General features: G+C 64.1%; 25 protein-coding genes. 7 read left to right on the plus strand and 18 right to left on the minus strand.

What is annotated here, in order from left to right; genetic code table 11:
* Nucleotides 1-17: 17 nt before the first annotated feature.
* From AB2385_RS06100 to AB2385_RS06130, 7 genes are read right to left on the minus strand one after another with little or no spacing between them, the layout of a single operon-like run.
* Nucleotides 18-932: a dihydrodipicolinate synthase family protein gene (locus AB2385_RS06100; RefSeq protein WP_367654062.1), complete on the minus strand. Its 915-nt coding sequence runs from the start codon at nucleotides 930-932 to the stop codon at nucleotides 18-20.
* A 44-nt stretch (nucleotides 933-976) separates the two neighbouring features.
* Nucleotides 977-2,236, minus strand: a complete 1,260-nt coding sequence (locus AB2385_RS06105) for a M20 family metallopeptidase (protein ID WP_367654063.1) — start codon at nucleotides 2,234-2,236, stop codon at nucleotides 977-979.
* Nucleotides 2,229-3,218, minus strand: coding sequence for an NAD-dependent epimerase/dehydratase family protein (locus tag AB2385_RS06110; protein WP_367654064.1), 990 nt, complete (start codon nucleotides 3,216-3,218; stop codon nucleotides 2,229-2,231). The genes AB2385_RS06105 and AB2385_RS06110 overlap by 8 nt, the downstream gene beginning before the upstream one ends.
* A gap of 13 nt (nucleotides 3,219-3,231) precedes the next feature.
* On the minus strand, nucleotides 3,232-4,080 hold the full coding sequence (locus AB2385_RS06115) for a carbohydrate ABC transporter permease (RefSeq protein WP_367654065.1): 849 nt from the start codon (nucleotides 4,078-4,080) through the stop codon (nucleotides 3,232-3,234).
* A gap of 4 nt (nucleotides 4,081-4,084) precedes the next feature.
* Nucleotides 4,085-4,966, minus strand: coding sequence for a carbohydrate ABC transporter permease (locus AB2385_RS06120; protein WP_367654066.1), 882 nt, complete (start codon nucleotides 4,964-4,966; stop codon nucleotides 4,085-4,087).
* 29 nt (nucleotides 4,967-4,995) lie between these two features.
* On the minus strand, nucleotides 4,996-6,294 hold the full coding sequence (locus AB2385_RS06125) for a sugar ABC transporter substrate-binding protein (RefSeq protein ID WP_367654067.1): 1,299 nt from the start codon (nucleotides 6,292-6,294) through the stop codon (nucleotides 4,996-4,998).
* 39 nt (nucleotides 6,295-6,333) lie between these two features.
* Nucleotides 6,334-7,485 carry a mandelate racemase/muconate lactonizing enzyme family protein gene (locus AB2385_RS06130; protein WP_367654068.1) on the minus strand — a complete coding sequence of 384 codons (1,152 nt, stop codon included), beginning with the start codon at nucleotides 7,483-7,485 and terminating at the stop codon, nucleotides 6,334-6,336.
* A 150-nt stretch (nucleotides 7,486-7,635) separates the two neighbouring features.
* On the opposite strand from AB2385_RS06130, the gene AB2385_RS06135 reads away from it, so the two are divergent.
* The 6 genes from AB2385_RS06135 (at nucleotide 7,636) to AB2385_RS06160 (ending at nucleotide 12,545) form a co-directional block, all read left to right on the plus strand.
* Nucleotides 7,636-8,424: an IclR family transcriptional regulator gene (locus AB2385_RS06135; protein ID WP_367654069.1), complete on the plus strand. Its 789-nt coding sequence runs from the start codon at nucleotides 7,636-7,638 to the stop codon at nucleotides 8,422-8,424.
* Nucleotides 8,425-8,460: 36 nt separating this feature from the next.
* Nucleotides 8,461-9,432 (plus strand): 2-dehydro-3-deoxygalactonokinase, encoded by a 972-nt coding sequence (locus tag AB2385_RS06140; RefSeq protein WP_367654070.1) that lies wholly within the window; start codon nucleotides 8,461-8,463, stop codon nucleotides 9,430-9,432.
* A gap of 17 nt (nucleotides 9,433-9,449) precedes the next feature.
* The gene (locus AB2385_RS06145) at nucleotides 9,450-10,373 is read left to right on the plus strand and encodes a DUF4432 family protein (protein ID WP_367654071.1); all 924 of its coding nucleotides are present in this window, start codon (nucleotides 9,450-9,452) and stop codon (nucleotides 10,371-10,373) included.
* Nucleotides 10,374-10,417: 44 nt separating this feature from the next.
* Nucleotides 10,418-11,056, plus strand: a complete 639-nt coding sequence (locus tag AB2385_RS06150; RefSeq protein WP_367654072.1) for a bifunctional 4-hydroxy-2-oxoglutarate aldolase/2-dehydro-3-deoxy-phosphogluconate aldolase — start codon at nucleotides 10,418-10,420, stop codon at nucleotides 11,054-11,056.
* A 101-nt stretch (nucleotides 11,057-11,157) separates the two neighbouring features.
* Nucleotides 11,158-11,775 (plus strand): hypothetical protein, encoded by a 618-nt coding sequence (locus AB2385_RS06155; RefSeq protein ID WP_367654073.1) that lies wholly within the window; start codon nucleotides 11,158-11,160, stop codon nucleotides 11,773-11,775.
* A 155-nt stretch (nucleotides 11,776-11,930) separates the two neighbouring features.
* A complete protein-coding gene (locus AB2385_RS06160; protein ID WP_367654074.1) occupies nucleotides 11,931-12,545 on the plus strand; it encodes a hypothetical protein in 615 nt (204 codons plus the stop codon).
* A 570-nt stretch (nucleotides 12,546-13,115) separates the two neighbouring features.
* Here the strand turns inward: AB2385_RS06160 and AB2385_RS06165 are convergent.
* The 8 genes from AB2385_RS06165 to AB2385_RS06200 form a co-directional block, all read right to left on the minus strand.
* Nucleotides 13,116-14,048 carry a lysostaphin resistance A-like protein gene (locus tag AB2385_RS06165; protein WP_367654075.1) on the minus strand — a complete coding sequence of 311 codons (933 nt, stop codon included), beginning with the start codon at nucleotides 14,046-14,048 and terminating at the stop codon, nucleotides 13,116-13,118.
* Between the two features lie 230 nt (nucleotides 14,049-14,278).
* Nucleotides 14,279-15,652 (minus strand): PTS fructose transporter subunit IIC, encoded by a 1,374-nt coding sequence (locus AB2385_RS06170; RefSeq protein ID WP_367654076.1) that lies wholly within the window; start codon nucleotides 15,650-15,652, stop codon nucleotides 14,279-14,281.
* Nucleotides 15,653-15,691: 39 nt separating this feature from the next.
* The gene (locus AB2385_RS06175) at nucleotides 15,692-16,135 is read right to left on the minus strand and encodes a PTS sugar transporter subunit IIA (protein WP_367654077.1); all 444 of its coding nucleotides are present in this window, start codon (nucleotides 16,133-16,135) and stop codon (nucleotides 15,692-15,694) included.
* Nucleotides 16,132-17,094, minus strand: a complete 963-nt coding sequence (gene pfkB, locus AB2385_RS06180) for a 1-phosphofructokinase (protein WP_367654078.1) — start codon at nucleotides 17,092-17,094, stop codon at nucleotides 16,132-16,134. The genes AB2385_RS06175 and pfkB overlap by 4 nt, the downstream gene beginning before the upstream one ends.
* Before the next feature lie 17 nt (nucleotides 17,095-17,111).
* Complete coding sequence (locus AB2385_RS06185) at nucleotides 17,112-17,876, minus strand: DeoR/GlpR family DNA-binding transcription regulator (RefSeq protein WP_367654079.1); 765 nt, start codon at nucleotides 17,874-17,876, stop codon at nucleotides 17,112-17,114.
* Nucleotides 17,877-18,407: 531 nt separating this feature from the next.
* Nucleotides 18,408-18,905 (minus strand): hypothetical protein, encoded by a 498-nt coding sequence (locus AB2385_RS06190; RefSeq protein WP_367654080.1) that lies wholly within the window; start codon nucleotides 18,903-18,905, stop codon nucleotides 18,408-18,410.
* A 157-nt stretch (nucleotides 18,906-19,062) separates the two neighbouring features.
* Nucleotides 19,063-20,958, minus strand: a complete 1,896-nt coding sequence (locus tag AB2385_RS06195) for a PrkA family serine protein kinase (RefSeq protein WP_367654081.1) — start codon at nucleotides 20,956-20,958, stop codon at nucleotides 19,063-19,065.
* Between the two features lie 122 nt (nucleotides 20,959-21,080).
* Entirely contained in the window at nucleotides 21,081-21,857 is a 777-nt protein-coding gene (locus tag AB2385_RS06200; RefSeq protein WP_367654082.1) for an HAD-IIA family hydrolase, read from the minus strand.
* Between the two features lie 306 nt (nucleotides 21,858-22,163).
* Between AB2385_RS06200 and AB2385_RS06205 the strand changes: the two genes are divergently transcribed.
* Nucleotides 22,164-22,775, plus strand: coding sequence for a glycerol-3-phosphate responsive antiterminator (locus AB2385_RS06205; RefSeq protein ID WP_367654083.1), 612 nt, complete (start codon nucleotides 22,164-22,166; stop codon nucleotides 22,773-22,775).
* A gap of 81 nt (nucleotides 22,776-22,856) precedes the next feature.
* On the opposite strand, the gene AB2385_RS06210 is transcribed toward AB2385_RS06205, so the two are convergent.
* From AB2385_RS06210 to AB2385_RS06220, 3 genes are read right to left on the minus strand one after another with little or no spacing between them, the layout of a single operon-like run.
* Entirely contained in the window at nucleotides 22,857-24,212 is a 1,356-nt protein-coding gene (locus AB2385_RS06210; RefSeq protein WP_367654084.1) for an ABC transporter substrate-binding protein, read from the minus strand.
* 56 nt (nucleotides 24,213-24,268) lie between these two features.
* Nucleotides 24,269-25,102, minus strand: a complete 834-nt coding sequence (locus AB2385_RS06215; RefSeq protein WP_367654085.1) for a carbohydrate ABC transporter permease — start codon at nucleotides 25,100-25,102, stop codon at nucleotides 24,269-24,271.
* Nucleotides 25,103-25,115: 13 nt separating this feature from the next.
* Nucleotides 25,116-26,042, minus strand: coding sequence for a carbohydrate ABC transporter permease (locus AB2385_RS06220; protein WP_367654086.1), 927 nt, complete (start codon nucleotides 26,040-26,042; stop codon nucleotides 25,116-25,118).
* Nucleotides 26,043-26,072: the final 30 nt, after the last annotated feature.

Here is a 26,072-nt window from a genome sequence, read left to right on the forward strand (position 1 = left end):
CGACAGAGCCAGAACCGCTAGGATCGTTGCTTCCAGCGAAGAGCCAGAAGGTCCATGTCGGCAATCAGTTCCTTCAGCTCCTGCCTGGTGGTTTCGTCGATGTCCCGATTGGGAATCCGCACCGTAGCCGTTTCGAAGATCCCGCCCATCCGAAGGATCTCTTTGTGGATAGCCATCGCAATGCCCGGCTGCGTTCCATACCGCATCAGGGGCAGGTGGCGAACAAACTCCCGCCGCGCGGTGGCGCCATCTCCGGCCTGCAACGCCCGCCAGATCCGAACGCAGACGTCGGGGAACTCGCAGGAAGGCATGGTGCCCACTGCTCCCCGATTCAGCTCCTCGTACATGTAGACCCCATTGCCGCCGCCGAAGACCGCCAGCCGGCCCTCAGACTGGTGGATGATCTCGGTGATCTTCGGAAGGCTGGGATTGGTCTCTACCTTTACGTACTGGATGTTGTCAACCTCGCGAGCAAGCTTGACCAGTGTAGCTGTCGGCAGCGTCACGCCGGTCGCGTTTGGCGCGTCCTGGATCTGGATGGGAATGTCAACGGCAGCGGCCACCGCGGTGAAGTACGCTTCCGCCTGGGCGGGGTCCGGCTTCATCCAATAAGGCGGCACCACCATCAGGCAGGCAGCCCCCGCCCTCTCCATCTTCTTCGACAGGGCCACGGCCGGCTCGATGCCCGTAGAACCGCTGCCCATGATCACCGGAACTTTCGAGCCGACCTCTTCCATTACGATTGAGGCCACCCGGTCCCGTTCCGCGTCACTGAGTGCATACACTTCGCTGGCCATCCCGAACAAGCCCAGGCCGTCGACGCCTGCGTCAAGCTCAAAGCGAACCAGGCGCCGCAGGCTCATCTCGTCAACAGCGCCGTTCCGATCAAAGGGGATGGCCAAGATCGGGAACACGCCCCGCAACGATTTCATCAGTCGGCCTCCCGTGGGTTCCTTTACTCGGTACCTGAACCAGGTCATGGGGTCGTAAAGTAATACGTCAGCTCCTTGATCAGCGCCAGGAGGTCGCTGATGCGAACGTTTTCATTCGGCGCATGGAAGTTGCCTTCCCCGTCGCGTCCCACGCCGAAGATGGCCATCTGGTCCGACCCGGTCAACTGTTGCAGCAGTGCCATGTCGGAGGAACCGAAGCTGATGAAGCGGCAGAAGTCCTCATCCTTGTAACCCTGCCCCAGTTTCAGAACCTGCTTCATCTTCTGGGCGACAGGACCGTCGATGTCCACGGTCATCGGGGGGTACCCCCGCTTGATCTGCAGTTCCACCCTGGCCTCAGGGATTCGGCTGCGTGCCCGCTCCACCGCTGCGCGCAGCTCGGCCTCGACCTCCTCAACGTTCTCCTCCGGGATGTAGCGCCGGTCCCCGGAGATGACGCACAGGCTCGGAATCATGTTGTGCTTGCCGTTTGACCGGATCACGTTCAGGTTAAGCCGCGGCGTACGGCGGGTCGACGGGGCGCGCTTGGACGGCTCCCGCCCATACCGGGACTCCCGCTGCTCCACGACGCGTTTCAGCTCCAGCAACTCCTGCAGGATGGGAAAGGCCTGCTCCAGGGCGTTAACCCCCTCGTACGACTTGCCCGAGTGACAGGCGACGCCGCGGACGGAAACCTCCCAGGTGAGGTTTCCCACGAAGCCTTCCACCAGGAAGGGATCCTGCCCAGACTCCAGGCACAGCAGTTCGTGGGGCACATAGCCCTGCCGGGCCAAGTACAGTACCCCGGCATTCGGATGGCTGACCTCTTCATCTGTACACATGAGGCCCACCACGTCGTACGTGGGCTCCAGGCCGAGTGCGTGGATGGCCTCCATCGCGCCCAGGTACGCGGCAATCGAGGACTTCAGGTCGGACGCCCCGCGCCCCCAAATCCGCCCCTCGCTCACTTCACCCCAAGGGTCGTGATCCCAGTCGCCCTCGACGGGCACCGTATCCATGTGTGCATACACACCAAGGGGCCGTTTCCCGTTGTTGTACCGGGCCACCAGGTTGATGCGCGGCCCCTCCATCGGAGGGGTGATCAGCTCCGCCGGCACCTCGACCCGTTCGGTATGCAGGCCGAACCGGCGCAGCCGCTCTTCCAGGTACGCAACCATCTCCGGGTAACCGGAACCCGGCGGGTTGGTGGTGTCGATTCGCAGGAGGTCGACGAGCTGCTGGACGAAGTGCTCCGCGCGCTCATCCACCCACCGGCTGATGCGTTCGAAGTGGCTGTTACTCATGATGAGACACCCGTGCTCTATACGCTGCCGCCGCTTCCTCGAGCATGGCGTCGAAGGTCCAGCGCGGGCGGAAGTCTAGCAGCTCCTTGGCCTTGAAGTTCGAGGTGTTGTAGTTTACTGCGTTCCCCGGCAACCGCGCTTCGACCAACGGCAGGCCGGTCAGTTCGGCCATGCGCGGCAGCGCCTGGTCGAACCGGACAGGCTCGTCCGGCCCCAGAGCGATGGTCTCTCCCAGGGCCCTCTCGGAATCCAGCGCCTTGATGACTCCCTGGACCACGTCCCGGGTGTCGGCGATACCCATGCGGTACGGCGTGCCGTCACTTCCGCGCGAGAGCAGAAGCTTTTCCGTGCCATCATCCAGCGGCTCCAGTACCGCCAGAGCCGCCGTGTTGCCGAACATGCGCTGCTGGCGGATCTTGCTGCGCAGGAAGAACCGCGGCCCGGAGAAGAAACTCGTGGGGTCAAGCAACTCCGTGGCGTCCTGCGTGTGGGGGAACCGGAGCACGACCGTTGGCATGCGATACTTGCGGGCATAGAACCAAACCATCTGCTCGCCCAACAGTTTGGTCATGCCGTAGTGAGACGTGGGCTTGGTCGGATGGTGCTCATCCACCGGGAGATAGACAGGGTTTCCTTCGGGGTAGACCTCGCCGGAACTGGCGAAGATGAAGCGCGTCAGGCCCAGAGGCGCCACGGCCTCAAGCAGGTTGAAAGTGCCCGCCACGTTGGCCGCGAACAACCGCCGGGCGTCGCTCGGCACCCAGGACATGAGGGCACCGATGTGGATGACCGCCTGGACCCCCTCCGCAGCGCAGGCCACCGCCTCGGGATCTTCCAGGGCGCCCTGGACGTACTTGCAGTCCACCTGCTCAGGCTGCAAAGGTTTGGCGTCAAACCCAATCACTTCGTGGCCCAGATTCTGGAGTTCCCTGACGAGATGCCGGCCGACACGCCCGGCAGAACCTGTGACGAGGATTCTCACGTCCAGCGCCTCCTTAGCCCTTGACTGAACCCGAGGTCATGCCGCTTACGAGGTAAGGTTCGAGGAACAGGAACACCAGCAGGAGCGGCGCCACCGAAATCACACCGGATGCCATCAGGCTGCTCCAGTTCACCGTGTGCTCGCCGATGAACGACACCGTGCCGACCGTCATCGTCCACCGCGCGGGGTCGGTCATAAGAGTGCGGGCGAACAGGAACTCGCTCCAGGCCAGGATCGCAGAGTATATGCCCGTGGCCGCCAGCCCGGGTAGGGTCAGGGGCAGGATGACTTTCCGCATGGCCTGCAGACGGGTGCAGCCGTCCACCATCGCCGATTCTTCCAGTTCCCCGGGGATGCTGTCGAAGAATCCCTTCATCATCCATGTCGCGAACGGAACGATATGCGTCACGTTGGCGATCACAAGGGAGATCGGGTTGTTGATCAGGCGTGCCTGCGCAAACATGAAGTACAGCGGAATGACCAGCAGCGATCCCGGCAGCATGCGGTTCAGCAGCAGCGTGTAGCCCATGGCCAGGCCACCCCGAGTGCGGAACCGTGACAGGCTGTAGCCCGCCAGGGTCGAGACGAACATGCTGACCACCGTGGCGCTGGCCGTGACCACCGCCGAGTTGGCGAACCACTGGAAGATCGGCTTGCGCGCCGTCACGACCACATAGGCATCGAAGTTGATCTTGGACAGCGGCGGAATGAGGGGCGGTGTGCGCGAAAGGACCACGTCCGACGGCAAGACGGAAGTCATGAACATCCAGTACAGCGGAAAGAGCAGCACCAGGGCAAACAAGGTCACCACGACGGTCGTTGACCAGCCGGATGAGATAAACCGTCGCACCACGTTGACCATCTCCTCAGAAAAACTCCTTCCTCAGGACGGGGTAGGCCATGAACACCACAAGGCCACAGATCAGCACCGTCAACATGCCCAGTGCGGAAGCTGTCGTCATGTGGAAGTAGCCAAACGCCTCGTTGTAAATTCGGATGGCCAGGGTCTCCGTGGCGCCAACGGGGCCTCCGCCGGTGGTTGCGTAAATGTAGTCGAACTCACGGAACACCCACAGGACTTGCAACACGATCGCGAGCGTGGCCGTCGTGCGAATGCCGGGCCAGGTGATGAAGCGAAACAGCTGAGTCGATCCGGCCCCGTCGACCCGGGCGGCCTCGTAGAGGTCGCCCGGGATCGACTGCAGCGCGGCCAGCAACATCAGCGTGAAGAACGGGTACCCCTTCCAGACCGTGGGGATCACCACTGCGATCATTGCGGTGCTGGGATCAGCAAACCAGGCCACATCCGTGCTGATCAGGTGGAGGCTCCGGAGCAGGTAGTTCATCACGCCGTACGAGGAGTCCAGGATCCAGAGGAAGCCGAGAACGGTGACGACCCCTGGCACGGCCCACGGCAACAGAACGAGTGTCCGGAGAATCCGCCTTCCCGGGAACTTCCGGTTGAGCACGAGGGCCGTTCCCAAACCGATCAGGAACGAGATGCCTACGGACAGACCGGTGTACTCCACAGACTTCCAGACGCTGTGCCAGGTCGCCGGATCGCTCAGCACCTCGGCGTAGTTCACGAGGCTCAGCGGGAGGCTGTTGATCTGGGACAGGTTCATGGTCTGCCCGGCCCGCAGGCTCAGGTTCACCGCCAGGAACAGCGGGTAGACGAGGAACAGGACCACAACGAGAAACGCGGGTGAGAGTAAGCCGTAAGCCAGGATGTTGCGTCCGCGCCGCATGGGGTCGCCTCCCCGTGGTTGGTCAGAAGCTAGGGTCGAACCTTCGACTCCAGTTCAGCCTGCAGTTCCGCCAGGACGCTGGCCGTGTCTGCATCCGTGGTCATGAGCTTCATCATGGCCGCCGAGATGATCTTGGAGTACTCGTTGTAGTTCTGCTGGATGTTCTTGGAGGCCGGAGTCATGGGCACCGCCAGCTCGGTGGCTTCAGCAAACAGCTCCATCTCGGGGATCTTCTGGATCGTCTCATCCGTCACAGCGCCCTTGCGCGGTGCAGGGGACTTCGTGTACTCCGCGTAGAGGGCCTGGTACTTGGGCGAAGCGGCCAGCTGGATGAAGTCCCAGACCAGGGCCTTCTTCTCCTCCGAGAGCGAGGCGGGGATGTGCAGGCTGTTGCTCACGGAGCCGGCAATATGGGGGAACGGAACGTGGGCGATCTTCACATGGGGCCGCACGGACTCGGGTGCGGAATCGCTGGAGGCCAACACGAACGGGCCGTCCATCATCATGGCGATCTTGCCGTCGAAGAACAGCTGCCGCTTCTGCTCGCTGGTCGTACCCTTGGGGGCGTACTTCAGGAGCTCCCGCCAGTAGTTGACCCCCTCGATCATGGCCGGATCGGAGAAGTTGTACTGGCCGTCCTTTACCCAGTGCGAGCCGACTCCGATCACGAAAATGCTCACATCGGAGTAGATGTTGGGATGTTCAGTGGTGACCGTGCCGAAACCGAACACGTCGTCCTTGGTGCAGGCCCTGGCGGCGGCGATCAACTCGTCAGGGGTCGTGGGCGGGCCGCTGAAGCCGCAATCCTGCAGCAGCTTCTCGTTGTAGTACAGCATCATGCCGTACCCCATGAGCAGGACGCCTTGCGTCTTCCCGTCCCAGACCATCTCCTGCTGTAGGGCGGTCCAGTTCTGCGGAATGTCGGTGTCCTTGAGCAGGTCGTCCAGCGAGGCCAACCAGCCCTGGGCGGCGAACTGCGCGAAGTTGCGGGAGGGCAGGTGAACGATGTCCGGCGGGTTGTTGCCCGCAAAGCGGGTGGTCATCGTGTCAACGTAGTTCTTGAACGGAATCTGGGTCAGCTTGACGGTCACGTTCTCGTGGGTGCTTTCAAACTCGGCAATCAGGTCCTTCCAGAACTCGGCAAATCCGGGTTCCTCAGCCTGCCAGCTGGGGAAGTCGAGGACAATCGGCGTGTTGGCGGTGGGTTGCTGGCTTTGGGAGGGTGCGGAGCCTTGTGACGGAGCCTGGGATGACGGGGTTGTGCCTGATCCGGAGCAGCCGACTAGGTACACCACGAGCACCAGGAGCACTGCAATCCGCTTGAACATCGTCGAGTTCCCTCCTATCTGCGCCTCGCACTGCAGAAATCAGGCCTGAACGGCATGGTGTCGGATCCGTTCTTCGTCGAGTTCGACACCAAGGCCGGGACCCTCGGGGAGGTACATGAAACCGTCCTCGCAGACCAACGGCTTCGCGAGGAACTGATTCGCCAGGTTGAACGGGTTGGGTTGGTACTCCAAGATGAACAGGTTGGGTATCGCCGCCGCCACCTGGAGGGTCGCTGCAATCATCACGCCCTGACCCACGCTCAGGTGCGGTGCAACCGGGACATTCCAGGCCTCAGCCATGCCAGCGATTTTCTTGAGCTCACTGATGCCGGTCCGCCCGACATCGGGCTGCAGGATATCCGCTGCGCCGCGCACCAGGATCTCCTTGAACTGATACCGTGTGCGCTCTCCTTCGCCGATCGCAATCGCGATGTCCAGCTGGCGGGCCAGTTCGGCATGTGCGTCCAGGTTCTCCGGAAGCATGGGCGCTTCCAGGAAGCCAACGCCCAGCGCCTCCAGGGCGCGCCCGAATCGCATGGCCTCCGGCAGTGTGTAGTGCCAGTGGGCATCGACGAAGACGGTTCCTCCCTCGCCCAGGGCGTCCCTCACCGCTTCGACCGTTCTCAGATCCTCCTGAATGGTCGTGCCGATGGCCAGCTTGACGCGGTGAAATCCCCGTGCCGCCCACTCGCGTGCCAGCTCGGCCCGCTCTGCGTCCGTAGGCCTTGGCAACCCCGATACATAGCAGGGAAGCCGGCGGGCATACGGCCCTCCCAGGAGCCTGTGAACAGGGAGACCCAGCAGCCTCCCTTTCAGGTCCCAAAGAGCGATATCCACACCGGCGATAGCATCAATGAAGAAACCCTGAACGTGCCCGCGCTCGCGCATGGCGTCGTACATGCGCGTGTTGAGCACCTCAGTGGCGAGGGGATCGGCCCCCACCAGCAACGGGGTGAACAGTGACCTGATGATGCCGGCGGTGACCTCCGGCGCCACGGGAGCCAGGGCCTCCCCCCACCCCGTGGTGCCGTCTTCAGCCGTGATCTTCACAAACACGGTCTCCATCATCCGCGAGTACACACAGCGCCATCCGGGACGATAGTAGTAGGTTGGACCTTCCTTGGACCCCCCCAGGTAGATCTCCTCGGGGGGGATCTTGACAGGAATAACCTCGACTTGCGTAATGCGCACAGTAATCGCTCCTCGCGGAATCTGTTTGCGCTCTCGGAAACTCTATTGCGCGTTTCGCGAGCCCAGTATAAGATATCCTTGAAAACGAATCAAGCGTTTTGTCATATTGGAGTAAATGGTCTATTAAAGTCTTCGGCAGGGGGCTATGACATGGGAAAAGAGAATGGGTCAGGCCTAACCAAGAGTGTGGCACGAGCCCTATCCATCTTGTCGTGCTTTAGTGACAGGCAGCCCGAGTTACGCGTCTCAGACTTCGCACGGATGCTCGGGCTGACGGTATCCAACGTTTCCAGACTCCTGGCCACGATGGAGACGCTGGGGTACGTTGAACGTGACGAGAACACGGGCCTGTTCCGCCCCGGAATGGAACTGCTGACCCTGGCGGGCATCGCGCTCAACCTGAACGACGTTCGCCGCGCGTCAGTGGACGAGTTGCAGCGCCTTGAGCGCGCCCTGGGGCTCGGGACGAATCTGGCCGTGCTCCGGGACGATTCGATCTTCTATCTGGCCCATTTCGATGGGCCCCAGGCACCCCGCGGCTATACCTTGTTGGGTCGCAGGAACCCGCTTCATGCAACGGCAATAGGAAAGGTCCTTCTGGCGCACCTGCCAGAGGACCAGCTGAATGACGTCCTGGCGCGAATCCCGCTCACCCAGTTCACGACTTCAACAATCACAGATCCCAACCGTCTCAGGGAGGAACTTGCGCAAATCCGGCAGCAGGGGTTTGCCACAGAGGTCAACGAGCTGGCGCTCGGCCGCGGATGCGTCGCAGCGCCAGTGCGAAATCGCGTTGGGCAGGTTGTGGCCGGCATCTCGATATCCGGGCCGCTGTCCGCGATGGACTTCGAGCACCGGAAGGACAAGCTCGCCCGGATCATCATCGAGGCCGCCGACAACATCTCGCTGAAACTCGGCTACATCACGGTGTACCAGTAGACGGGGACGAGGGCCACCGAAAGGAGGCTGGGAGTCATGGCAGTGATCATGGTTGCTGACTCCGGAACCACCAACACCAGAGTCCGCCTCTGGGACGGCCGGCGCGTGATCGCTTCGGCATCCGAACCGGTCGGCGCCCGCAACACAGCGATTGACGGCCACAACGGTCGGGTCAAGGAAGCCCTGCGAAGGTTGATCGAGCAACTCGAGGGGAAGTCTGAAGTCCGGCCGGAAGCGGTGGTGTGTTCGGGCATGATCACCTCCAACGTCGGACTGGTGGAGGTACCACACCTGCCTGCACCGGCCGGGATCAGCGATCTGGCAGACCACGTCGTCCGCATCGTGTTTCCTGACATCAGCCCGCTGCCCTTCTATCTCATTCCCGGAGTCAAGTCGCTCCCCGAACCGATCTCTGGCGAGACGCTTCCGGAGGCCGACATTCTGCGGGGGGAAGAGGTTGAGGTAGCGGGACTCCGCGAACTCCTCGGGATCTCCGGTCCTTCGCTCCTGATGCATTTTGGATCCCACCATAAGGCCATCAGCGTGGATGCCGGCGGCCGAATTTTGTGGAGCCGAACCTCCATCACGGGCGAACTTCTCATGGCCATCGCCAGCAACACCATTCTGAAGAGCAGCATGATCGACCTCGGGCAACTCCCGTACCCCGATCCCGAGATGGTCCGTGCAGGGATCAGACACGCTCTGGAGCACGGCGTGGGGCGATGTCTCTTCCTGGGGCGGGTAGCCGACGTCCTCTGGGGGCGCGATCGCTGCGACGTGACGAGCTTCATCCTCGGCTGCCTGGCCACCCTGGACCTCCCGCTGTTGGCCGGGGCCAGGGAGACCGGGGCTCAGGTTGTTCTGTATGGAAAGGGGCACTTCCCCCCGATTCTGAGGGACTACCTCAACGCTGAGGGGTGGGAAAACGTTCACCTCGTTGATGTCGAAACTGCAGATCTCTCGGCAGTCATCGGCGCGGTCCGTGTATTTGAGCGGGTCGCACACTAGGGTAAGGAGGCGCTATCGTGCCGAGCGCAACTCAGTGGCAATGGACCAGAGCAGAACTGTTCCGGAAAGTGGCGAACCCGTCCCAGTTGCTTGGGCTTCTGGCGGCAGAGTACACAGATGGTCCCGCGCGCGGCATGCGTTTCCTCCAGGTTCGGTCCGGTGGTGGGCTGTCTGCCACGCTCCATCCGGATCGCGCACTGGACATCGGCCTCGTCGAGGTGGCTGGGACTCCGATCTCGTGGATCTCGCCGGTGGGACCGGTCAACCCCCTGCTGTCCTGGGGTGACGACAGACCGAGCTTCCAGCGGAGTTTTGGCGGCGGCATGATGGTTACCTGCGGAATGCGCCACTTCGGGGCCCCCGTTACGATCGGCGACGAGTCTTTCCCCACCCACGGGCGAGTACACAGCCTTCCTGCGTCCAACGTTCGGTGGGGTACCGACTGGAACGAGTCCCGCATCTGGGTTGAGGGCGTCGTCAGGGAAACCCGAATGGGTGCTGAAAGGTTGGAGCTACACCGGCGCATCGAGGTTCCGATCGGGGGTACCGAGATCCTGGTCACCGACCGCATCGAGAACGTCGGTTTCCGGGAAGAACGTCTTGAAATGCTCTATCATATCAACCTCGGCTTCCCACTGCTGGATGAGGAAACGAGTGTTCAGCTGGACCAAGCGGAGGTTGACCTGTCGGGGCAGTCCGGTGGACTTGACTTCCAGGGTCTCGACGGCAGTCGGGTTCGGGTGACCAATCCCGCACTGCCGTTCGCGGTCGAGATCACGGCCAGTCTGCCCAATCTGATGTTCTGGTATCAACCAGATCCAGGCATGAACGTTCTGGCCGTCGAGCCGTACATTCGTCTGGAGGCGCCCCTCCCCCCACGCTCAGCGATGACGCTGCAGGTGCGCATTACCGCAGTGGATACACAGGCCCGTAAAGCGTGATCCGTGGCTGCGAACCCAGTTGCGAGGATGGGAGAGATGAAGGCATGTCGCTCGTGCAGGCGCTGCTGCAGGAGAAGGTCATCGCGATCGTCAGAGGCATTCCCGCCGAACGGGCCGACCATGTGGCAGAGGCTCTGCGTGCGGGGGGAATCCGCTTCATCGAGGTGACGATGAACACGCCCGGCGCCATCGACATCCTCCGGCAGTGGCGCCGGGACTACGCGGGAAAGATGTTCGTCGGTGCTGGCACGGTCCTGAACCAAGCGCTGGCACGGCAGGCCATCGACGCCGGTGCAGAGTTCCTGGTCACTCCAAACGTCAAGGAGGCCGTCATCCAGGAGGGGATCGCCGCAGGCGTTGATGTCTATCCCGGAGCCATGACCCCGACCGAGATCGCCGAGGCCTGTGAGTGCGGCGCTCAAGCCGTCAAGGTCTTCCCTGCGGGTTCCCTAGGCTCCAGGTACTTCAAAGAACTTCAAGGGCCGCTGGGCCACATTCCGATGATTGCTGTCGGGGGCATCGGCCTCGAGAACATGAGCGAGTACGCACGTGCCGGAGCCCGGGCGTTCGGGATGGGTGGCAGTCTTGTCCGCATGGACTGGGTGCTGCAGGGAGACTACGCCCGGTTGCGGGAGCACGCCCGGGCAGTGGTGCAGGCCGCGCGCGACCTGCAAACGCAGTGATTTTGCTCTCCGGTGAGACATCGTAGCTCCTCGCTGCGCCAGGGTGATCGCCGGCAGGCGGCGAAAGAGTCACACGACAAGTTGGCGAGGAGGCGGTTTGGGTGGGCGTGGTTCGCACCACCATCGCTCCGGAGTCCTTCCTGAAGCAACTGAACGCCGCACGGGCCCATGCCAGCAGGCTGGAGCGGCGTCTGGCCGCCTACCAGTACCTCGCCGGCCCCGACGGCAATGGCTTCGTGTTCGTGGTCCCCGCCGACCGGCGGCTTCCCCCGTCGCCGGACGGGCTGGACCTGGCCTGGAAGCAAGGCATCATCCCGGCCCTGCAGGCTGCCGGCTTGCCGGAGTGGGCGAGGCCCGACATCGAGTCGTTCCTCGAGCCGGAGGGCTCCCCCCTCTCCTACTTCCATTGCTCCCTCCTCATCCGGGAGCTGCAGGAGCTGGGTGCCGTGTGGCACGGGGCCTACTGGTCAACCCACGAGATTGTGACCGAGCTGAATCCCGGCTTGACTGAGGACTGGAGGTGGTCGGGGAAGCCGCCGGGGCAACTGCTGCCCCAGGTAACGGTGACCGGCCCGGGCGAGGCCACCGTCCGCTTTTGCACCGTGACCAGCTACGTCCAGCAACAGCTCTACTGTCACACGGATACGTACAGCGGCGGGGTCCGGGTGGACAGGGCCAGCGAGGTCATCGCGACCGGTGGGGCAGGGTACATCTACTAGCAGATGAGAGCCAGGATGCCCGGCACCGCGGCGCGTGTACTGGCTGAAGCAAATGGAGACTTGGCTCTGGAGGCCAAGTCTCCACTGTTTTCGCCCCCTTCACCGTAACCCCTTGAACTGTTGATTCGTTTTGGCTGGGTGGAGAGGTGTTCGTCATGAAGATCCGACGTGCCCTGGCCGGGTTTGCGCTTGTCGTGTTGACAGCAGGGCTGGCGCTGGTCGGGTGTGCTTCGCCCCCGATTCCGGTGCAGCCTGACGGGAACGTTGACCCGCAGACCCATACCCAGGCCGAAAGTCAGGACCAGCCAGTCGATGAGGAAGATGGTTCCCCCATGTTGTCAACGGGCCAACTGTCACTGGCCGGGATCGCGCTGGGGACCAAGGGAGAGCAGGTGCAACAGCGGCTCGCCCCCCCTGCGGAGAAGGTGGAACCCGGGCATCCGCGCAATCCCGCAACAGTACTCTACCGATACGCCGGGTTGGAGGTCCTGGTCCAGAGCGAGCAAGACTCCGTGCTATCAGTCAGGGCGACGCAGGACTGGCCGGGCCTGATCATCGGAGAAGTCAGGTGGGGCAACAGCTTATCGGAGGTCACCGAAAAACTCCAGTCCCTGGGAAAACCCATTCAGGGGGATAAGGGCCCGACAACCTTGACCTACCTCTCCGCTGACAAGTCACACGGAATCGTGTTCGTGTTCGACGAGGCCAACCAACTGGTTGAAGCCCATCTGACCCGGCAGCTACCCGGCAGTGACTACCAGGGGGTATAGGTGGGCAGCAGCCAGAGCAGTAGTCGAATGGCGCCAGGGGGCCCCAGGCAATCCCCTGGCATTTCCCGGGCCATCCCAGGGCATCCGGCCACCCCGGCGGTCCCCCGGGGTGCACATGGCGCATCTCATGTGTGCCTTGCGGTTGGTCTAGCCATGTCGTTCCCACGGTCTGAGAGTACCTCCAGAACTGCGCCACGCGGCATGCACTGCACGCCACGTGAACCGCGGCCTCGGGGCGGTCTATTCGTTGGTGACAGGCCCCCTCGGCGCCTCAACCAGTGTCACAGTCGGATCATGTTGAGTGTGACACGCGCCACGGTCGGCGCGATCAGGCTCCGGGTGCGCAATGCGATCAGTCCGAAGAGCAGGCCACTGGTGACCTGGCCGACGCCCCCGCCAGGCTACGACCACACGACGGATGCCAGGTTGAGCGTGACATGAACGGCCACCCTCCATCGGGCATGAGAGCGGGGCGATTGGTGTGGTGGTCATCCGCAGGCCTGCGCGACCGAGGCTCCCTAGCCCCGCTGAGGCAACAGCGCCTGCCCTCGGCGGGAGACCCGGAAACGATCATCCCAAGAGGTTTATGGTGATGTGCGCCACCGTGGGGGCGATCAGGCTACGAGTGCGCATGGCGATCATCCCGAACACCAGGCCGATGGTGCCCTGGCTGGCGATGGACATGGCCAGACCTGCGAGGTAGTCGCCCCCCAGCATCGCCGTGGTCGCGCCCAGGTGCCACACGCCGAAGAGCAGGGAGCTGATTACCAGGCTCCACCCCTCCCCGATCAGCGGGGCCAGACGGGTCTGCAAGGCGCCCCGGAACAGGAACTCCTCCATGAAGCCGTTCTGAAGGAAGTTATCCAGCACCGCGAGCGGAAGCAGGTAGAGCACCCCTGTATCGCCAAGCGCCGCCTTTACGGCCGCCAGGGCCCCCACGACGAGGAGGAACGGCGCCGCGACAGCCCAGGAGCGGTACCCCTTCCTCAGCCCCAGTTCCGCCGGCCTCACCCGGCACAGCAGCAGCACGGCGCCGGGAAGGACCATGTACAGGACGGGGTTGCGCACCCAGTTGTCGTTGCCGAAGAGCCGCCCGCCGGCAAGCTCAAGTGCCTGCTCCAGTGGGGTCCAGAGCGGGATCCGCTCCCACCCCGCCGGAGCGACGTTGTGGAAAGACAGGGCGCTCAGGCCGGTCAGCAGGACGAAGGCGAGGATGAAGGCAACCTGGCCCCACAGGGCCGTCCGGCCGTGACGGGGAGCGTCGACCTCCGGAGGGTTCGGGGCCAGCCAGCGCAGCAGGAGGGTTGTGATGAGGGTCAGCAGGCCCACGGTGACGGCGATCTGCAGGAGCAGACCGGTGTAGCCGCGCAGCGCCAGCGTCGCGGCAGCCAGCAGCCAGAGCAGCACGTACACCATCCCGGCCGGATGGGTGAGGGCCGTCCTGATCTGACGCCACGTCGAGGGCCGCGGTACGGGTGGGATCTGGTTCTGGGAAGCGGTCATATCAGGCACCTCCTCGCTGAAAAGACCTGATGGCCATACCCTTTGGGTTCACGCACAGTTCATACCCGCGAGATCAGGCGGGCTCCCCGTGGCAGGGTTACCGGCCCCGTCACACGGTCCGACACAGCCCGCCAGCTTCAGGCGCACCGGGCCATCCGAAGGCAGACACCGAAGAGGCTCCTGCCCAGTCGCCTGGGTAGGAGCCTCATTACGCCCTCCGATGCTCTGCCTTACTCCTTGTTGGGCTTCAGCAGGTTGACCACGAGTGCGGTGATCACCGTGCCCACCAGGATGGCCAGGAGGTACAGGCCCAGGTGCGTGATCACGTTGCCCATGGGCAGCACCCAGATGCCGCCGTGCGGCACCATCAGCTCGCAACCGAATGCCATCGAGAGGGCGCCGGTGACCGCCGAGCCGATCATGATCGACGGGATAACCCGGAAGGGGTCGGCCGCGGCGAACGGGATCGCGCCTTCCGTGATGAAGCTGATGCCCAGCACCGCGGCGGCCTTGCCCGCCTCACGCTCCTCGGCCGTGTACTTCTTGGGGGCGAGCAGGGTGGCCAGGAAGAGGCCCAGCGGCGGGGTCATGCCGGCGGCCATCACGGCCGCCATGGGGCCGTACACCTGCGAGGCCAGAAGACCCGTGCCGAAGGCGTATGCGGCCTTGTTGACCGGGCCGCCCATGTCGAAGGCCATCATGGCGCCGAGGATGAGGCCCAGCACCACGGCCGAACCGCCGCTCAGGCCGGTCAGCCAGTTCTGCAGGCCCGTCATGATCGCCGCCATGGGCTTGTTCAGAACGTACACCATGATGAGGCCCGTGATGCCCACGCCCAGCAGCGGCAGGATCAGCACCGGCTTCATGCCCTCCAGGGTGCGGGGCAGCCGGATCCACTTGTTCAGGTAGTAGACCAAATAGCCGGCCAGGAAGCCGCCCACGATGGCCCCGAGGAAGCCGGCGCCCACCGAGTTGGCCAGGAAGCCTGCCGCCATGCCGGGGGCGATGCCGGGACGGTCCGCGATGGAGTAGGCGATGAAGGCGCCCAGGATCGGCACCATGAAGCCAAAGCCCGCCTGGCCGCCGATGTAGTTGAGCACGTAGGCGAACGTGCCTTCCGTCGCGGCCGTCTCGATGCCGAACATGAATGAGATGGCAATCAGAATACCGCCCGCCACGGTGAAGGGGATCATGTACGACACGCCGGTCATCAGATGCTTGTACCAGCCCGTGGCCTGCGCCTTCCGCTCCTCCTTGATCTCCTGCACCTGGGTGACCAGGTCAGGCGCCTTGGCGGAGAGGGCCCGGTCGATCAGCCCGGCCGCGTCCTTGATGGCCTCGCTCACGCCGACCTCCACCAGCGGCTTGCCGACAAAGCGGGACTTGTCCACCTTGGCGTCCGCCGCGATGATGACCGCGTCGGCCTGGCGAATGTCGTCATCCGTCAGCGCGTTCTCGGCCCCGATCGAGCCCCGGGTCTCGACCTTGATCTCCACGTTCTTCTCCGCGGCGGCCTTCTGCAGGGCCTCCGCGGCCATGTAGGTATGGGCGATTCCGGTAGGGCAAGACGTAACGGCTACCAGCTTCTTCGACACGTGCGGCACCTCCCATGGAGCGGATGTAGAGTTCCGTACTTCTGCGGGTTACCGGAGGGCGTTGACGACGTCGACAGGGTTCTCCGCGGCCAGCAGTTTCGTGCGGACCTCCTCGTGCATCAAAAGCCGCGCCAGCTGCGACAGGGCCTTCAGGTGCAGGTCGTGGGCGCCGTCGGGCGCCGCGATCAGGAAGACCATCCTCACGGGCTCGCCGTCCAGGCTCTCCCACTGGACGGTGCCGCGGCTGCGGCCGAAGGCGACCGCCGCCCGGCTGACGGCGCCGCTCTTCCCGTGGGGAATCGCCACGCCGAAGCCCACGGCGGTGGTGCCCAGCGCCTCCCGGGCCTTCACGGCCTGCAGGTACGTGGGCAGGTCCGTCACCGCGCCGCTCTTCACCAGCAAGCTGCCCAGTTCGGCCATCGCCTCCTCGGGCGTGCGCGCTTTCAGGTCCAGCGTGACCGTCTCCGGCGAGATCAGGTCCTGGATGCTCAATTGGCTTCACCTCCCCCTTCCGCGCTGGATTCGGTCACGCGCACCCGGGGAAGCAGGGCCTCCACCGCGGCAGCGTTGCACACCTGCGTTCCGTCGAGGCCGGCCGTGGCCGTGCCCGCGGCGGTGGCCAGGCGAAGGGCGTCGGGGAGCGGCAACCCCCGGCTAAGGGCCACGGCGAAACCGGCCACCATCGAGTCGCCGGCCCCCACCGTGCTGCCCGTCTGGATGTCGGGCGGCGTCGCCCACCACGAGCGGCCGGCGGTGACCAGAGCCGCTCCGTCCGCACCGCTGGAGACCACCACCACCTCGGGGCCCTGGGCCAGAAGCTCCCGGGCACCCCGCAGCACGGCGCCGGGACCCTCCAGGCGGCGGCCCAGCAAACGCTCGGTCTCGGCCAGGTTCGGCTTGATCAGGGTCGGGCGGGCGGCCAGGGCGGCGCGCATGGGCTCGCCGTCGGCATCGAGGATCGTGGGCACGCCGGCCTTGCGGGCCAGGGCGACCAGGTCGCGGTAGACGGTGACGGGCACGCCCGCCGGCAGGCTGCCGGCCAGCACCAGCACTGCCGTCTCGGGGAGCCGCTGCGCCACCAGGTCGATCAGCTCACGCACCTGGCGCTCCGCCACCGTGAACCCGCTCTCGTTGAGCTCGGTGAGCCGGCCGCTGCCCGGCTCGACGATCTTGAAGTTGACCCGGGTCTCGCCCGGCACCATGAGGAAGCGATGGTCCACCCCCGCCTGCGTGAGGCTCTTCAGAATCAGCTCTCCGTTCTCCTCGCCCAGGAATCCCAGCACCTGCACGTGGGCGCCCAGGGCCGTGGCGACCCGGGCGACGTTGATCCCCTTGCCGCCGGGGTCCACCCGCGCGGCAGCCACCCGGTTGGTGGCCCCTGCGGTGAACCCGGGCACCACCAGGGTGCGGTCGATGGCGGGGTTCAGGGCGACGGCGGTGATGATCTTCAAGGTCTGATGCATCCCCTTTACTCGGCGGTGAGAACCTGGACTCCCCAGGCCATGAGTTCCCCGGCGAGGCGGGGGTCCATCCCCCGGTCGGTGATCAGCATATCCATCTTGCTCACGGGTGCGACCGTGGCGAAAGCCACGCGCCCGGCCTTGGTGCTGTCGGCCACCACGACCACCTTGCGGGCGGCGGCGATCATCCGCCGCTTGACGGACGCCTCGGCCGGAGTGGGCGTGGTGAGCCCCCGCTCCAGGTCGATGCCGTTGGTGCCGAGGAACGTGATGTCGACGTTCACCTGCTCCAGCGCCCGCTCGGCCAGCGGGCCCACCAGGGCCAGCGTGGTGCCCCGCACCGACCCGCCGGTGACGATCACCTCGACGCCCGGGGCCTCGGCCAGCTCGGCGGCGATGGGATAGCTGTTGGTCACCACCGTCAGGTCACGGCGGTCTTTGAGCAACCGGGCGACCTCCAGCGTCGTCGTGCCGGCATCCAGGATGATCGACGCCCCGTCGTGCACCATGCCCGCCGCCACCCGGGCGATGGCCATCTTCTCCGCCCGGTTCTGGTCGCTCTTCTCGGCGTAGCTGGGCTCCGCACGGGTGGGATCGGCCGCCACGGCGCCGCCGTGGGTGCGCTCCAGGAGGCCCTCCTGCTCCAGTTCCCGCAGATCCCGGCGAATCGTGGACTCGGACACGCCGAACGCCTGGCTCAGATCCTGCACGGTCACCGACCCGCCGCTGCGCACGCGCTCGAGGATGCGGCGTTTGCGCTCTTCCGGGAACATGCGATCACATCCAGTCATGGAATGCTGGTTGTTCGTGCTCGATTGTGCTCGATTATGAGTATAGGGGGTGAAAGGTGCTCGGTCAATACATGATGCGGAAGAAAAGGTCGTGAAAAATCTTACCCCGAAAGAACCACCCCCCTCCCCCGAAGGTGCGAAACGGGGTTCCTGGAGGATGGGCCGGGGCATCCCGGTCGTGGTGCCGAGGTGCTTGGGGCCGGGGAATGGGCGGGCGCGCCGGCCCGCGGGTACGGCGACGGGGCGACCCGCAGGCGGACAGCAGGAAGTCCCGGGTCTGCTGGACCCACTCGCGGAGGGAAGGCGGCAGGCCGCCGCCAGGACACATGCCGGCGGTCTGCAAAGCTAGCGGTCAGGGCAGAAGAAAGCAGGGCCGTCCCGCGGCGCGACCTGCGCTCGGGACGGCCCCGTCCGGGACCGCGTATGATTCTGCCGCACGGGAACCACGCCTGAAACCGGGCGCTGCCCTGGCGCCCCGCGCCCCACGCCGCGGCGGGACGGCCGCGCCGCCGCTCACGACCCCGCCGAACGGGACGAGGCGTTGGAACTGTCCAGGTACATCTGGTAGTACACCATGGCTGCCAGCGCGGCGGCCACCAGGTCGGGCACACCGATGACCTCCAGGTTGCAGTCCTTCCCGATCATCGTGCCCCCGATCCGGCCCGTTAGCCGGCCGGTGCCGGCATTCAGGTTGACGTCGGCGCCGTCGACGTTGCCGCCGATCCGGCCTGTGATCTGGTTGCCGTTCTGCACCAGGGCGATGTCCCAGCCGATCACCTCGCCGCCCATCCGGCCGTGGCCCTCGTTGCCACTGATGAAGAAGCGGATGTCCTTTCCGTCCACAGAGCCGCCCCAGCGCCCGCTGAGCACCCTGCCGTCGAAGGTGAAATTCACGTCTTTCCCCGCAAAGGCGCCGCCGAAGCGACCGGTGAGGTGTCCGTCTGCGTAGGAAACACGGATGTCGTTGCCCACCATCCAGCCGCCGATGCGCCCCTCAACCCTGCCGCTCACGTGTTCTTCCTCCCAACTGGTTGTCGCCCGGACCGAGCCTGCGTACACAGCTTTCTGTCTCAAGAGAGCAACTCTCTGTGGAGAAACGTTCGGGACGGCGGAAAACAGAGAACACCCCCGTCGCGTTTCCACGCACGGGGGTGTTAGGCTTTCCTCCTCACCTACTCAACAACGTTCCCACGTACCGGATCAGCTCGTTGGCGCACACCTCGCAGTAGCCGTGCTCGTCGATCAGGCGCTGCACCACCTCGTTGATGCGCTTCTGCTGCTCCGGGTCCGGCGTCCGGGTGGACGTGGTGATCTTCACCACGTTCTTCATGTCCGCAAACAGCTTCTTCTCGATGGCCTCCTTCAGCCGCTCGTGGCTCGTGTAGTCGAACTTCTGCCCCTTGCGGGCGAGGGTGGAGATGCGGATCATGATCTCCTCCCGGAACGCCTTCTTGGCGTTCTCGGTCACCCCGATCTGCTCCTCGATGGAGCGCATCAGCTTCTCGTCGGGGTCCACCTCTTCCTCCGTGATCGGGTCGATCAGCTTCTGCTTGTTCACGTACGCCTCCACGTTGTCGAGGTAGTTGTTGAACACCGACCGGGCCGTCTCCTCGAAGGCGTAGATGAAGGCGCGCTGGATCTCGTTGCGGGCCAGTTCGTCGTACTCCTTGCGCGCCTCGTAGATGAAGTTGAGGTAGTTCTCCTTGTCCTCGCGGGTGATGCCGGTGTGCTGCTCGAAGCCGTCCTTCAGGGCCCGCAGGGCGTCGAGGGGATTGATGCAGGTGACGCCCTCTTTCACCAGGGCGCTGGAGAGCCGGTTGATGATGTACCGCGGGGAGATGCCCATCATGCCCTCCCGCGGGGCCTCCTCCTGCAGCTCCTTGATGTCCTTCTGCGTGAACCCCTCCACCGACTCGCCGTTGTAGAGCTTCAGCTTCTTGATGAGGCTGAGCCCGGCCTTCTTGGACGGCTCCAAGCGGGTGAGGATGGCGAACATCGAGGCGATGCGCAGGGTGTGCGGGGCGATGTGGATCCCCCTGAGCCCCGACTCGGCCAGGAGTTTTTCGTAGATACGGACCTCGTCGTCCAGCTTCAGGTTGTACGGCACCCGCACGAGGATCATGCGATCTTTCAGCGCTTCGTTTTTCTTATTGCTTACAAACGCGTTGAACTCATTCTCGTTGGTATGGCTGATGATCACCTCGTCGGCGTAGATCATGGCGAAGCGGCCGGTCTTGATGGACTGCTCCTGGCTGAGCGTGAGGAGGCCGTACAGGAACTTCTCGTCGCACTTCAGCATCTCGATGAACTCCATCAGGCCCCGGTTGGCCACGTTCAGTTCGCCGTCGAACCGGTAGGCCCGGGGGTCCGATTCGGTGCCATACTGCCCGATCGTGGACAGGTCGACCGACCCGGTGAGCTCCGAAATGTCCTGGCTCTTGGGGTCCGACGGGGTGAAGGTGCCGATGCCCACCCGGTTCTTCTCGGAAAACGTGATGCGCTGCACCACCACGTCCTCAATGCGGCCGCCGTACTTGTCTTTCACCATCTGGCGGCAGGCCGGGCAGAGGTCGCCCTCGATGTAGATGCCGTACTCCTTGCGGATCTCCTCCCGCAGTTCCTCCGGGATCAGGTGGAGCGGCTCCTCGTGCATGGGGCAGCCCTTGATGGCGTAGATCGCCCCTTGCTCCGTGCGGGACCAGCGCTCCAGCCCCCGCTTGAGCAGCGACACAATGGTGGACTTGCCGCCGCCCACCGGACCCATCAAGAGCAGGATCCGCTTGCGCACCTCCAGGCGCTGGGCGGCGGAACTGAAGTACTCCACCAGCTGCTCCAGCGGCTTGTGGAGCCCGAAGATGTCGTTGGCGAAGAATCTATAGATCTTCTGCCCATCCGGCCCCTTCTCCACGCCGGCCGACATGATCATCTTGTAAACCCGCGCGTGCGCCAGGTCGGCCACTGCGGGGTTGCGCTTCACGATCTCGAAGTAGTCCAGGAAGGTGCCTTCCCAGGCCAGGCGCCGCTCCTCCGCCCGGTGCTGCTCCAGTCGCTCCTTGAGGTCCACGGGTACCCTCCTCTCCCTCGCAAGCCCGCACCTGTCAGCGGTTGGGATAAAAGAGTATATGAGCGAGGGGTAGTCCCGTGTCACGAAAAAGGGAAGGGGTCAAGCCCCTTCCCGCTCTTCCGTCATTCGGCCACCAGGTCGGCCACGCTGTTCAGCACGTAATCCGGCTTCCACGGTGACTGCTCCACCTGCTCCCGCCGGGTGATGCCGGTGAGCACCAGGGCTGTGGCCATGCCCGCCTCCCGCCCCATGCGCATGTCCGTCTCCAGCCGATCCCCCACCATGATGCACTCGTGGGGCTGCAGGCCCAGAAGGTCCATCGCCTCCTGCACCGTGATGGGCGACGGCTTGCCGGTGACCAGCTCCACCTTCTGGCCGGTCACGCCCTCCACCGCGCCGATCATGCCGCCGGCGTCGGCCACCTCGCCCCCTGCCACCGGGCAGGTGCGGTCGGGGTGGGTGGCGATGAAGTGGGCGCCGTTGCGGATGGCCTGGAGGGCGTCGTTCAGCTTCTTGTACGTGAACTGCCGGTCCCAGGAGACCACCACGTACTGGCAGTCCAGCGGGTCCGTGACGATCTGGATGCCCCGCTTCCGCAGCTCCTCGGCCAGGGGCTCCTCGCCGATCAGGTAGACCTTGGCCCCGGGCGCGTGGCGGCTCAGGTACCGGGCCATGATGATGGAGGAGTTGAGCACCTCCTCCACCGCCGCCTGGATGCCCAGGCGGTTCAACTTGGCCGCGTAGTTCGAGGCCGGCTCGATGGGCTTGTTGGAGAGGAAGGCAATCCTGGCCCCGCGGCGGCGCAGGGTCGCCAGGGTCTCCGGCGCGCCGGGGATCGCGTGATCGCCGAGGTAGAGCGTGCCGTCCAGGTCGAAGATGTAGCCCTTGAACTGTTTCACAGACTTACCCTCCACTAAGGACAGCGGTAACGACGTGAAAGGGAGCCGGGCACATGACGCGAAGCCGGTGACCCGTCACCAGGCCGGAATCTCTTCCTGGCTTCGCCGCTGTCCCGCTCCCTGTGCAGAATGATGCTGTGTTGCGCCATCCGATCCGGGCTTTGTGGGAACGGCCGGCAGGAGACTCCTACCTTTGTACTTGTGTACTTAGCCAGATAGTGCCGGGAGTAGATACAACAGGGAATCGCGCGCGGGTGTGTCGAATGCTTTATGACAGATCACGTATCAAACAGAAAGGAGCCTGCGATGAAAGCTTCCTGGCGCCAGCTCGAGTCCTACCCCGTCATCCCCGTGGTGTGGGATGACCATGGCATCGAAGAGATCTTACATATCCCCGTGGCCTTTGTCTACCTCCAAGATGGCTCCATCTTCAGCCTGGAGGAAACTTGCCGCCGCATCAAGTCGCACCAGCCCCACGCACGCATATTCTTCCACATTGACCTGGCAGCAGGCATCGCCGCCGACGAGGCCGGCGTGCGTTTTGCCAAAACCTGCGGCATCGACGGCCTGGTCACCACCCGTCCCAGCCTGATCGAGGCGGGGAAGAAGTACGGGCTGGAAACGGTCCTCCGGGCCTTTCTGCAGGACTCCCGGTCGCTCCGCCGCACGCTGCAGCTCTGCCAGCGCTGCATGCCCGACGGGCTCGACCTCCTTCCCGGACCCGTGCTGCCCGAAGTGATGGACGAGATCACCTCGGTGTTATCGCAGCCCGTCATCGGCGGCGGGCTGGTGCGCCGCCCCGAGCAGGTCTGGAGCCTGCTGCGGGCAGGGTGCCGGGCGGTCAGCACCAGCACTCCCGCCTTGTGGGCGTTGAACCGGTCATCTCCTCCGGTCCGTCCATCGCCTTGCGGCCTGTAAGAGGCCGGCAACAGTCGATCGCCGTCTGCTTCGGGTACCGGCCGGGGAGCTTGCTCCCCGGCCGGTCCTCTGCACGTGCCCTCACATCGCACTCTGCATCAGGGCGGCGGCGTCGTCAAGCGCCTGCTTGACGGTGGCCTCCTTCAACACGGCTTTCTGCAGATACTTCACCAGGATTTCCTGCGCCTCGTTGTAGGACGGCGCCTGCGGCCGGGACTGGGCATACTGCAGGAAGTCCACGGCGGTCCTGGCCTGAGGGAACTCCTTGAAGTAGTCGGCCATCATGTCGACTGCGCCCTGCGTGATGGGAATGTAGCCGGTAGCCTGGGCAAACGAGGCCGCATTCTCATCGCTGGTCAGCCACTTCAGGAACTTCCAGGCAGCCTCCTGCTGCTCCCGCGGCACGACGTTCAGGATGGCGATGTTGGCACCGCCCGTCGGCGTGGCATAGCCCTTCGGGCCCGCAGGCAGGAAGGCAGTGGTAATCTCGTAGCCGTTCTCAGCGCCACCGTTCACGTGGCTCTTCAGGCGGCCGGTGGTGCTGTAGATCATGGCGGCCTTGCCGGTGGTCAGGGCGTTGGTGGTCACGTCCCAGGCGTTATACTTCTCGCCCTGCGGCATTTCCATCAGGCCGTCGTCGATCAGGTCAACCCAGAACTGCAGCGCCTGCTGCCCGGGTTCCTCGTTCACCACCACCTTCTTGCCGTCGTCGCTGTACACCCGGCCGCCGGCCTGGTACAGCATGGCCTCGAAGAACCACTGATCCACCGGGGTCAGGAAGCCCCACCGCTCCACGGTACCGTCGGGAGCCCGCTTGACCAGCTTCTCAGCGTACTGGCGCAGCTCTTCCCAGGTCTTCGGGCCCTCGGGATCCAAACCCTCCTGTTCCAGGATGGTCTTGTTCAGGTAGAGAATCGGCACCGAACGGTTGAAGGGGATCGAAATCGTCTGGCCGTCCCACTGCGTCTCCTTCATCAGGCCGGGCAGGTACCGCGCCAGGTCCTCGGGAGAGGCCAGGGTGTTGATGTCCGCCAACACGCCGTTGTCGGCGAAGAAGGGGATGGAGGCCACTTCGATCATGGTCATGGCCGGTGCGGCCCCAGCGGAGATGGCGGTGGCAACCTTCTGGTGGTTGGTGTAGTAGTCGCCCTGGTAAATCGCATCCACCTGGACTTCATTCTGCTCGCTGTTGAACCGCTGGCTCGCCTCCTCGATCCATTTCCGGGTGTTGCCGCCCACGGAGAACCAGAACTCGATCTTGACGGGCTGCGTGGAACCGCTCTGCTGCTGGGTTGTCTGGGTCCCGCCGGGGGCATTACCCGTGTTGCCGTTGCTGCTGTTGTCGGACGGGGCCGAGGAGCTGCCACCGCATGCAGCCAGGATCAGCGTGGCGGCCAGCAGAGTCGAGACCAGCTTGGTCTTGGAGCGCTTCGCCATGGGGAAACCTCCTCCTCATCGAAGTGGAGTGAGTGTAAGGGGAATACCCCCTGGACTTACGACTTGAGCCCTCCTTGCACGAACGAGCGGACTAGGTTCTTCTGGAAGATGAGGAACAACGCCAGGACGGGAGTGACCGCCACCATGTTCCCGGCCATGAGCACCGACCAGCTCATGCGGTTCTCGCCGTCCCGCAGCATCGCCACGCCGACGGGAAGGGTACGCACGGCGTCGCTGTTGGTCACCACCAGAGGCCAGAAGTACGAGTTCCAGTGCGTGACGAAGGCGAAGAGTGCCACCGTGGTGATGGTCGGCTTGACAATCGGAACGAGTACATGCCAGAGCACCTGGAAGTGGTTGGCGCCGTCGATCTCAGCAGCGTGAATGAGGTCCTTCGGTACTTGCAGGAAGGCCTGCCGCAGGAGGAAAATGCCGTACGCGCTGGAGGCGAAGGGGATAATGAGCGCCAGGTAGGTGTCGTACCACCTCAGCTTGTTCATGAGCAGGAAATTGGGCAGGAAGGTGACCTGTGCGGGAATCATCATGGACATGAGGCACAGGGTGAAGAGCTGGTTCTTGAACTTGAAGTCAAAGTTGGCAAAGGCGTATGCCGCAGCCGTCACCAACGGCAACTGCAGGGCCAGCACACTGCCCGTCACGATGACGCTGTTCAGGAAGTAGCGCACGAGCGGAATCGACGCGAACGCTTCCCGGTACGACTCCAGGGTCGCCGGCCGCGGGATGAACTGCGGCGGGAACGTGGTGGTAGTGCCCGGCGCCTTCAGCGAGGTAACCAGCATCCAGTAGAACGGCACCACGAAGATCAGGGCGGCGAACACACCCACCAGGGCGCGGCTCCAGTCTCCCAAACGTCTTGCCAGCGGGCTCAACGAGACTCCCCCCTCAGTCGTAATGGACCTTCTTCTCGGCGTACTTGAACTGCAGCACCGTCAGGATCAGGATGATGAGGAACAGTACGGTGGAAGCCGCTGTCGCCTGGCCGATCTTGTAGAAGCGGAAGCCGTGCTGGTAGATGTAGAAGACCAGAACGGTCGTCGCATCCACCGGTCCGCCACCCGTCATCACGCGCACGCTGTCGAAGACCTGGAACGACGCGATGATCGAGGTCACGGTCAGGAAGAAGGTCGTGGGCGACAGGAGAGGAAAGGTGATCTTCCAGAACCGCTGGAAGGAGTTGGCGCCGTCGATCTTCGCGGCCTCGTGGAGTTCCTCCGGTATGGCCTGAAGGCCGGAGAGGAAGATGACCATGTCGTAGCCGATGGCCTTCCACACGGTGACGATGATGACCGAAAGGAGCGCCGTATCCACGCCGGCCAGCCAGCGGCTGGGCGGGAGTCCCACCAGGCTCAGCAGGTAGTTCAGCAAGCCGTGGTTCGGGTCCATCAACCAGAGCCAGAGCATGGAGATGGAAACCATGGAGACCACGTGGGGCGAGAAGATGGAGGCCTGAACCCAAGAGACCCAACGCTTCTGCGTGTTCAGCAGGAGGGCGAGCAACAGGGCGAAGGTGAGCGAGCCGCCCACCCTTCCGATGGTGAAGACCACCGTGTGCCACAGGGCCTTCAGGAACTCTTCCGAGGTGAAGATGGTGATGTAGTTGTCCAGCCCGACGAACGTCTTCTTGGGGCTGAGGAGGTTCCACTTCATGAAGCTCAGGTAAAAGGAATAGATGATGGGCCAGATGTCGAAGACCAGGAAGACGGCCAGGGACGGCGCAATCAGCAAGTACGGCAGCACCTTTCTCAGCCGGATGCTCGTGCGCGTGGGCACGGAGATCCGGGGCTGAACGGAAGTGGAAATGTTGGCCACGTGCGAACCTCCCTCCCTACAGCGTGGTGT

This window comes from Symbiobacterium sp. (genome assembly GCF_040797425.1).
Taxonomy (GTDB): Bacteria; Bacillota; Sulfobacillia; order Symbiobacteriales; family Symbiobacteriaceae; genus Symbiobacterium.

What these genes read in the sequence shown, in the direction of transcription:
- AB2385_RS06115 (WP_367654065.1), bottom strand. Translation starts at nt 4,080, where the DNA reads ATGGTCAACGTGGTGCGACGGTTTATCTCATCCGGCTGGTCAACGACC.
- AB2385_RS06135 (WP_367654069.1), top strand. Translation starts at nt 7,636, where the DNA reads ATGGGAAAAGAGAATGGGTCAGGCCTAACCAAGAGTGTGGCACGAGCC.
- AB2385_RS06150 (WP_367654072.1), top strand. Translation starts at nt 10,418, where the DNA reads ATGTCGCTCGTGCAGGCGCTGCTGCAGGAGAAGGTCATCGCGATCGTC.
- AB2385_RS06205 (WP_367654083.1), top strand. Translation starts at nt 22,164, where the DNA reads ATGAAAGCTTCCTGGCGCCAGCTCGAGTCCTACCCCGTCATCCCCGTG.
- AB2385_RS06165 (WP_367654075.1), bottom strand. Translation starts at nt 14,048, where the DNA reads ATGACCGCTTCCCAGAACCAGATCCCACCCGTACCGCGGCCCTCGACG.
- AB2385_RS06140 (WP_367654070.1), top strand. Translation starts at nt 8,461, where the DNA reads ATGGCAGTGATCATGGTTGCTGACTCCGGAACCACCAACACCAGAGTC.
- AB2385_RS06185 (WP_367654079.1), bottom strand. Translation starts at nt 17,876, where the DNA reads ATGTTCCCGGAAGAGCGCAAACGCCGCATCCTCGAGCGCGTGCGCAGC.
- AB2385_RS06210 (WP_367654084.1), bottom strand. Translation starts at nt 24,212, where the DNA reads ATGGCGAAGCGCTCCAAGACCAAGCTGGTCTCGACTCTGCTGGCCGCC.
- AB2385_RS06160 (WP_367654074.1), top strand. Translation starts at nt 11,931, where the DNA reads ATGAAGATCCGACGTGCCCTGGCCGGGTTTGCGCTTGTCGTGTTGACA.
- AB2385_RS06125 (WP_367654067.1), bottom strand. Translation starts at nt 6,294, where the DNA reads ATGTTCAAGCGGATTGCAGTGCTCCTGGTGCTCGTGGTGTACCTAGTC.
- AB2385_RS06105 (WP_367654063.1), bottom strand. Translation starts at nt 2,236, where the DNA reads ATGAGTAACAGCCACTTCGAACGCATCAGCCGGTGGGTGGATGAGCGC.
- AB2385_RS06100 (WP_367654062.1), bottom strand. Translation starts at nt 932, where the DNA reads ATGAAATCGTTGCGGGGCGTGTTCCCGATCTTGGCCATCCCCTTTGAT.
- AB2385_RS06120 (WP_367654066.1), bottom strand. Translation starts at nt 4,966, where the DNA reads ATGCGGCGCGGACGCAACATCCTGGCTTACGGCTTACTCTCACCCGCG.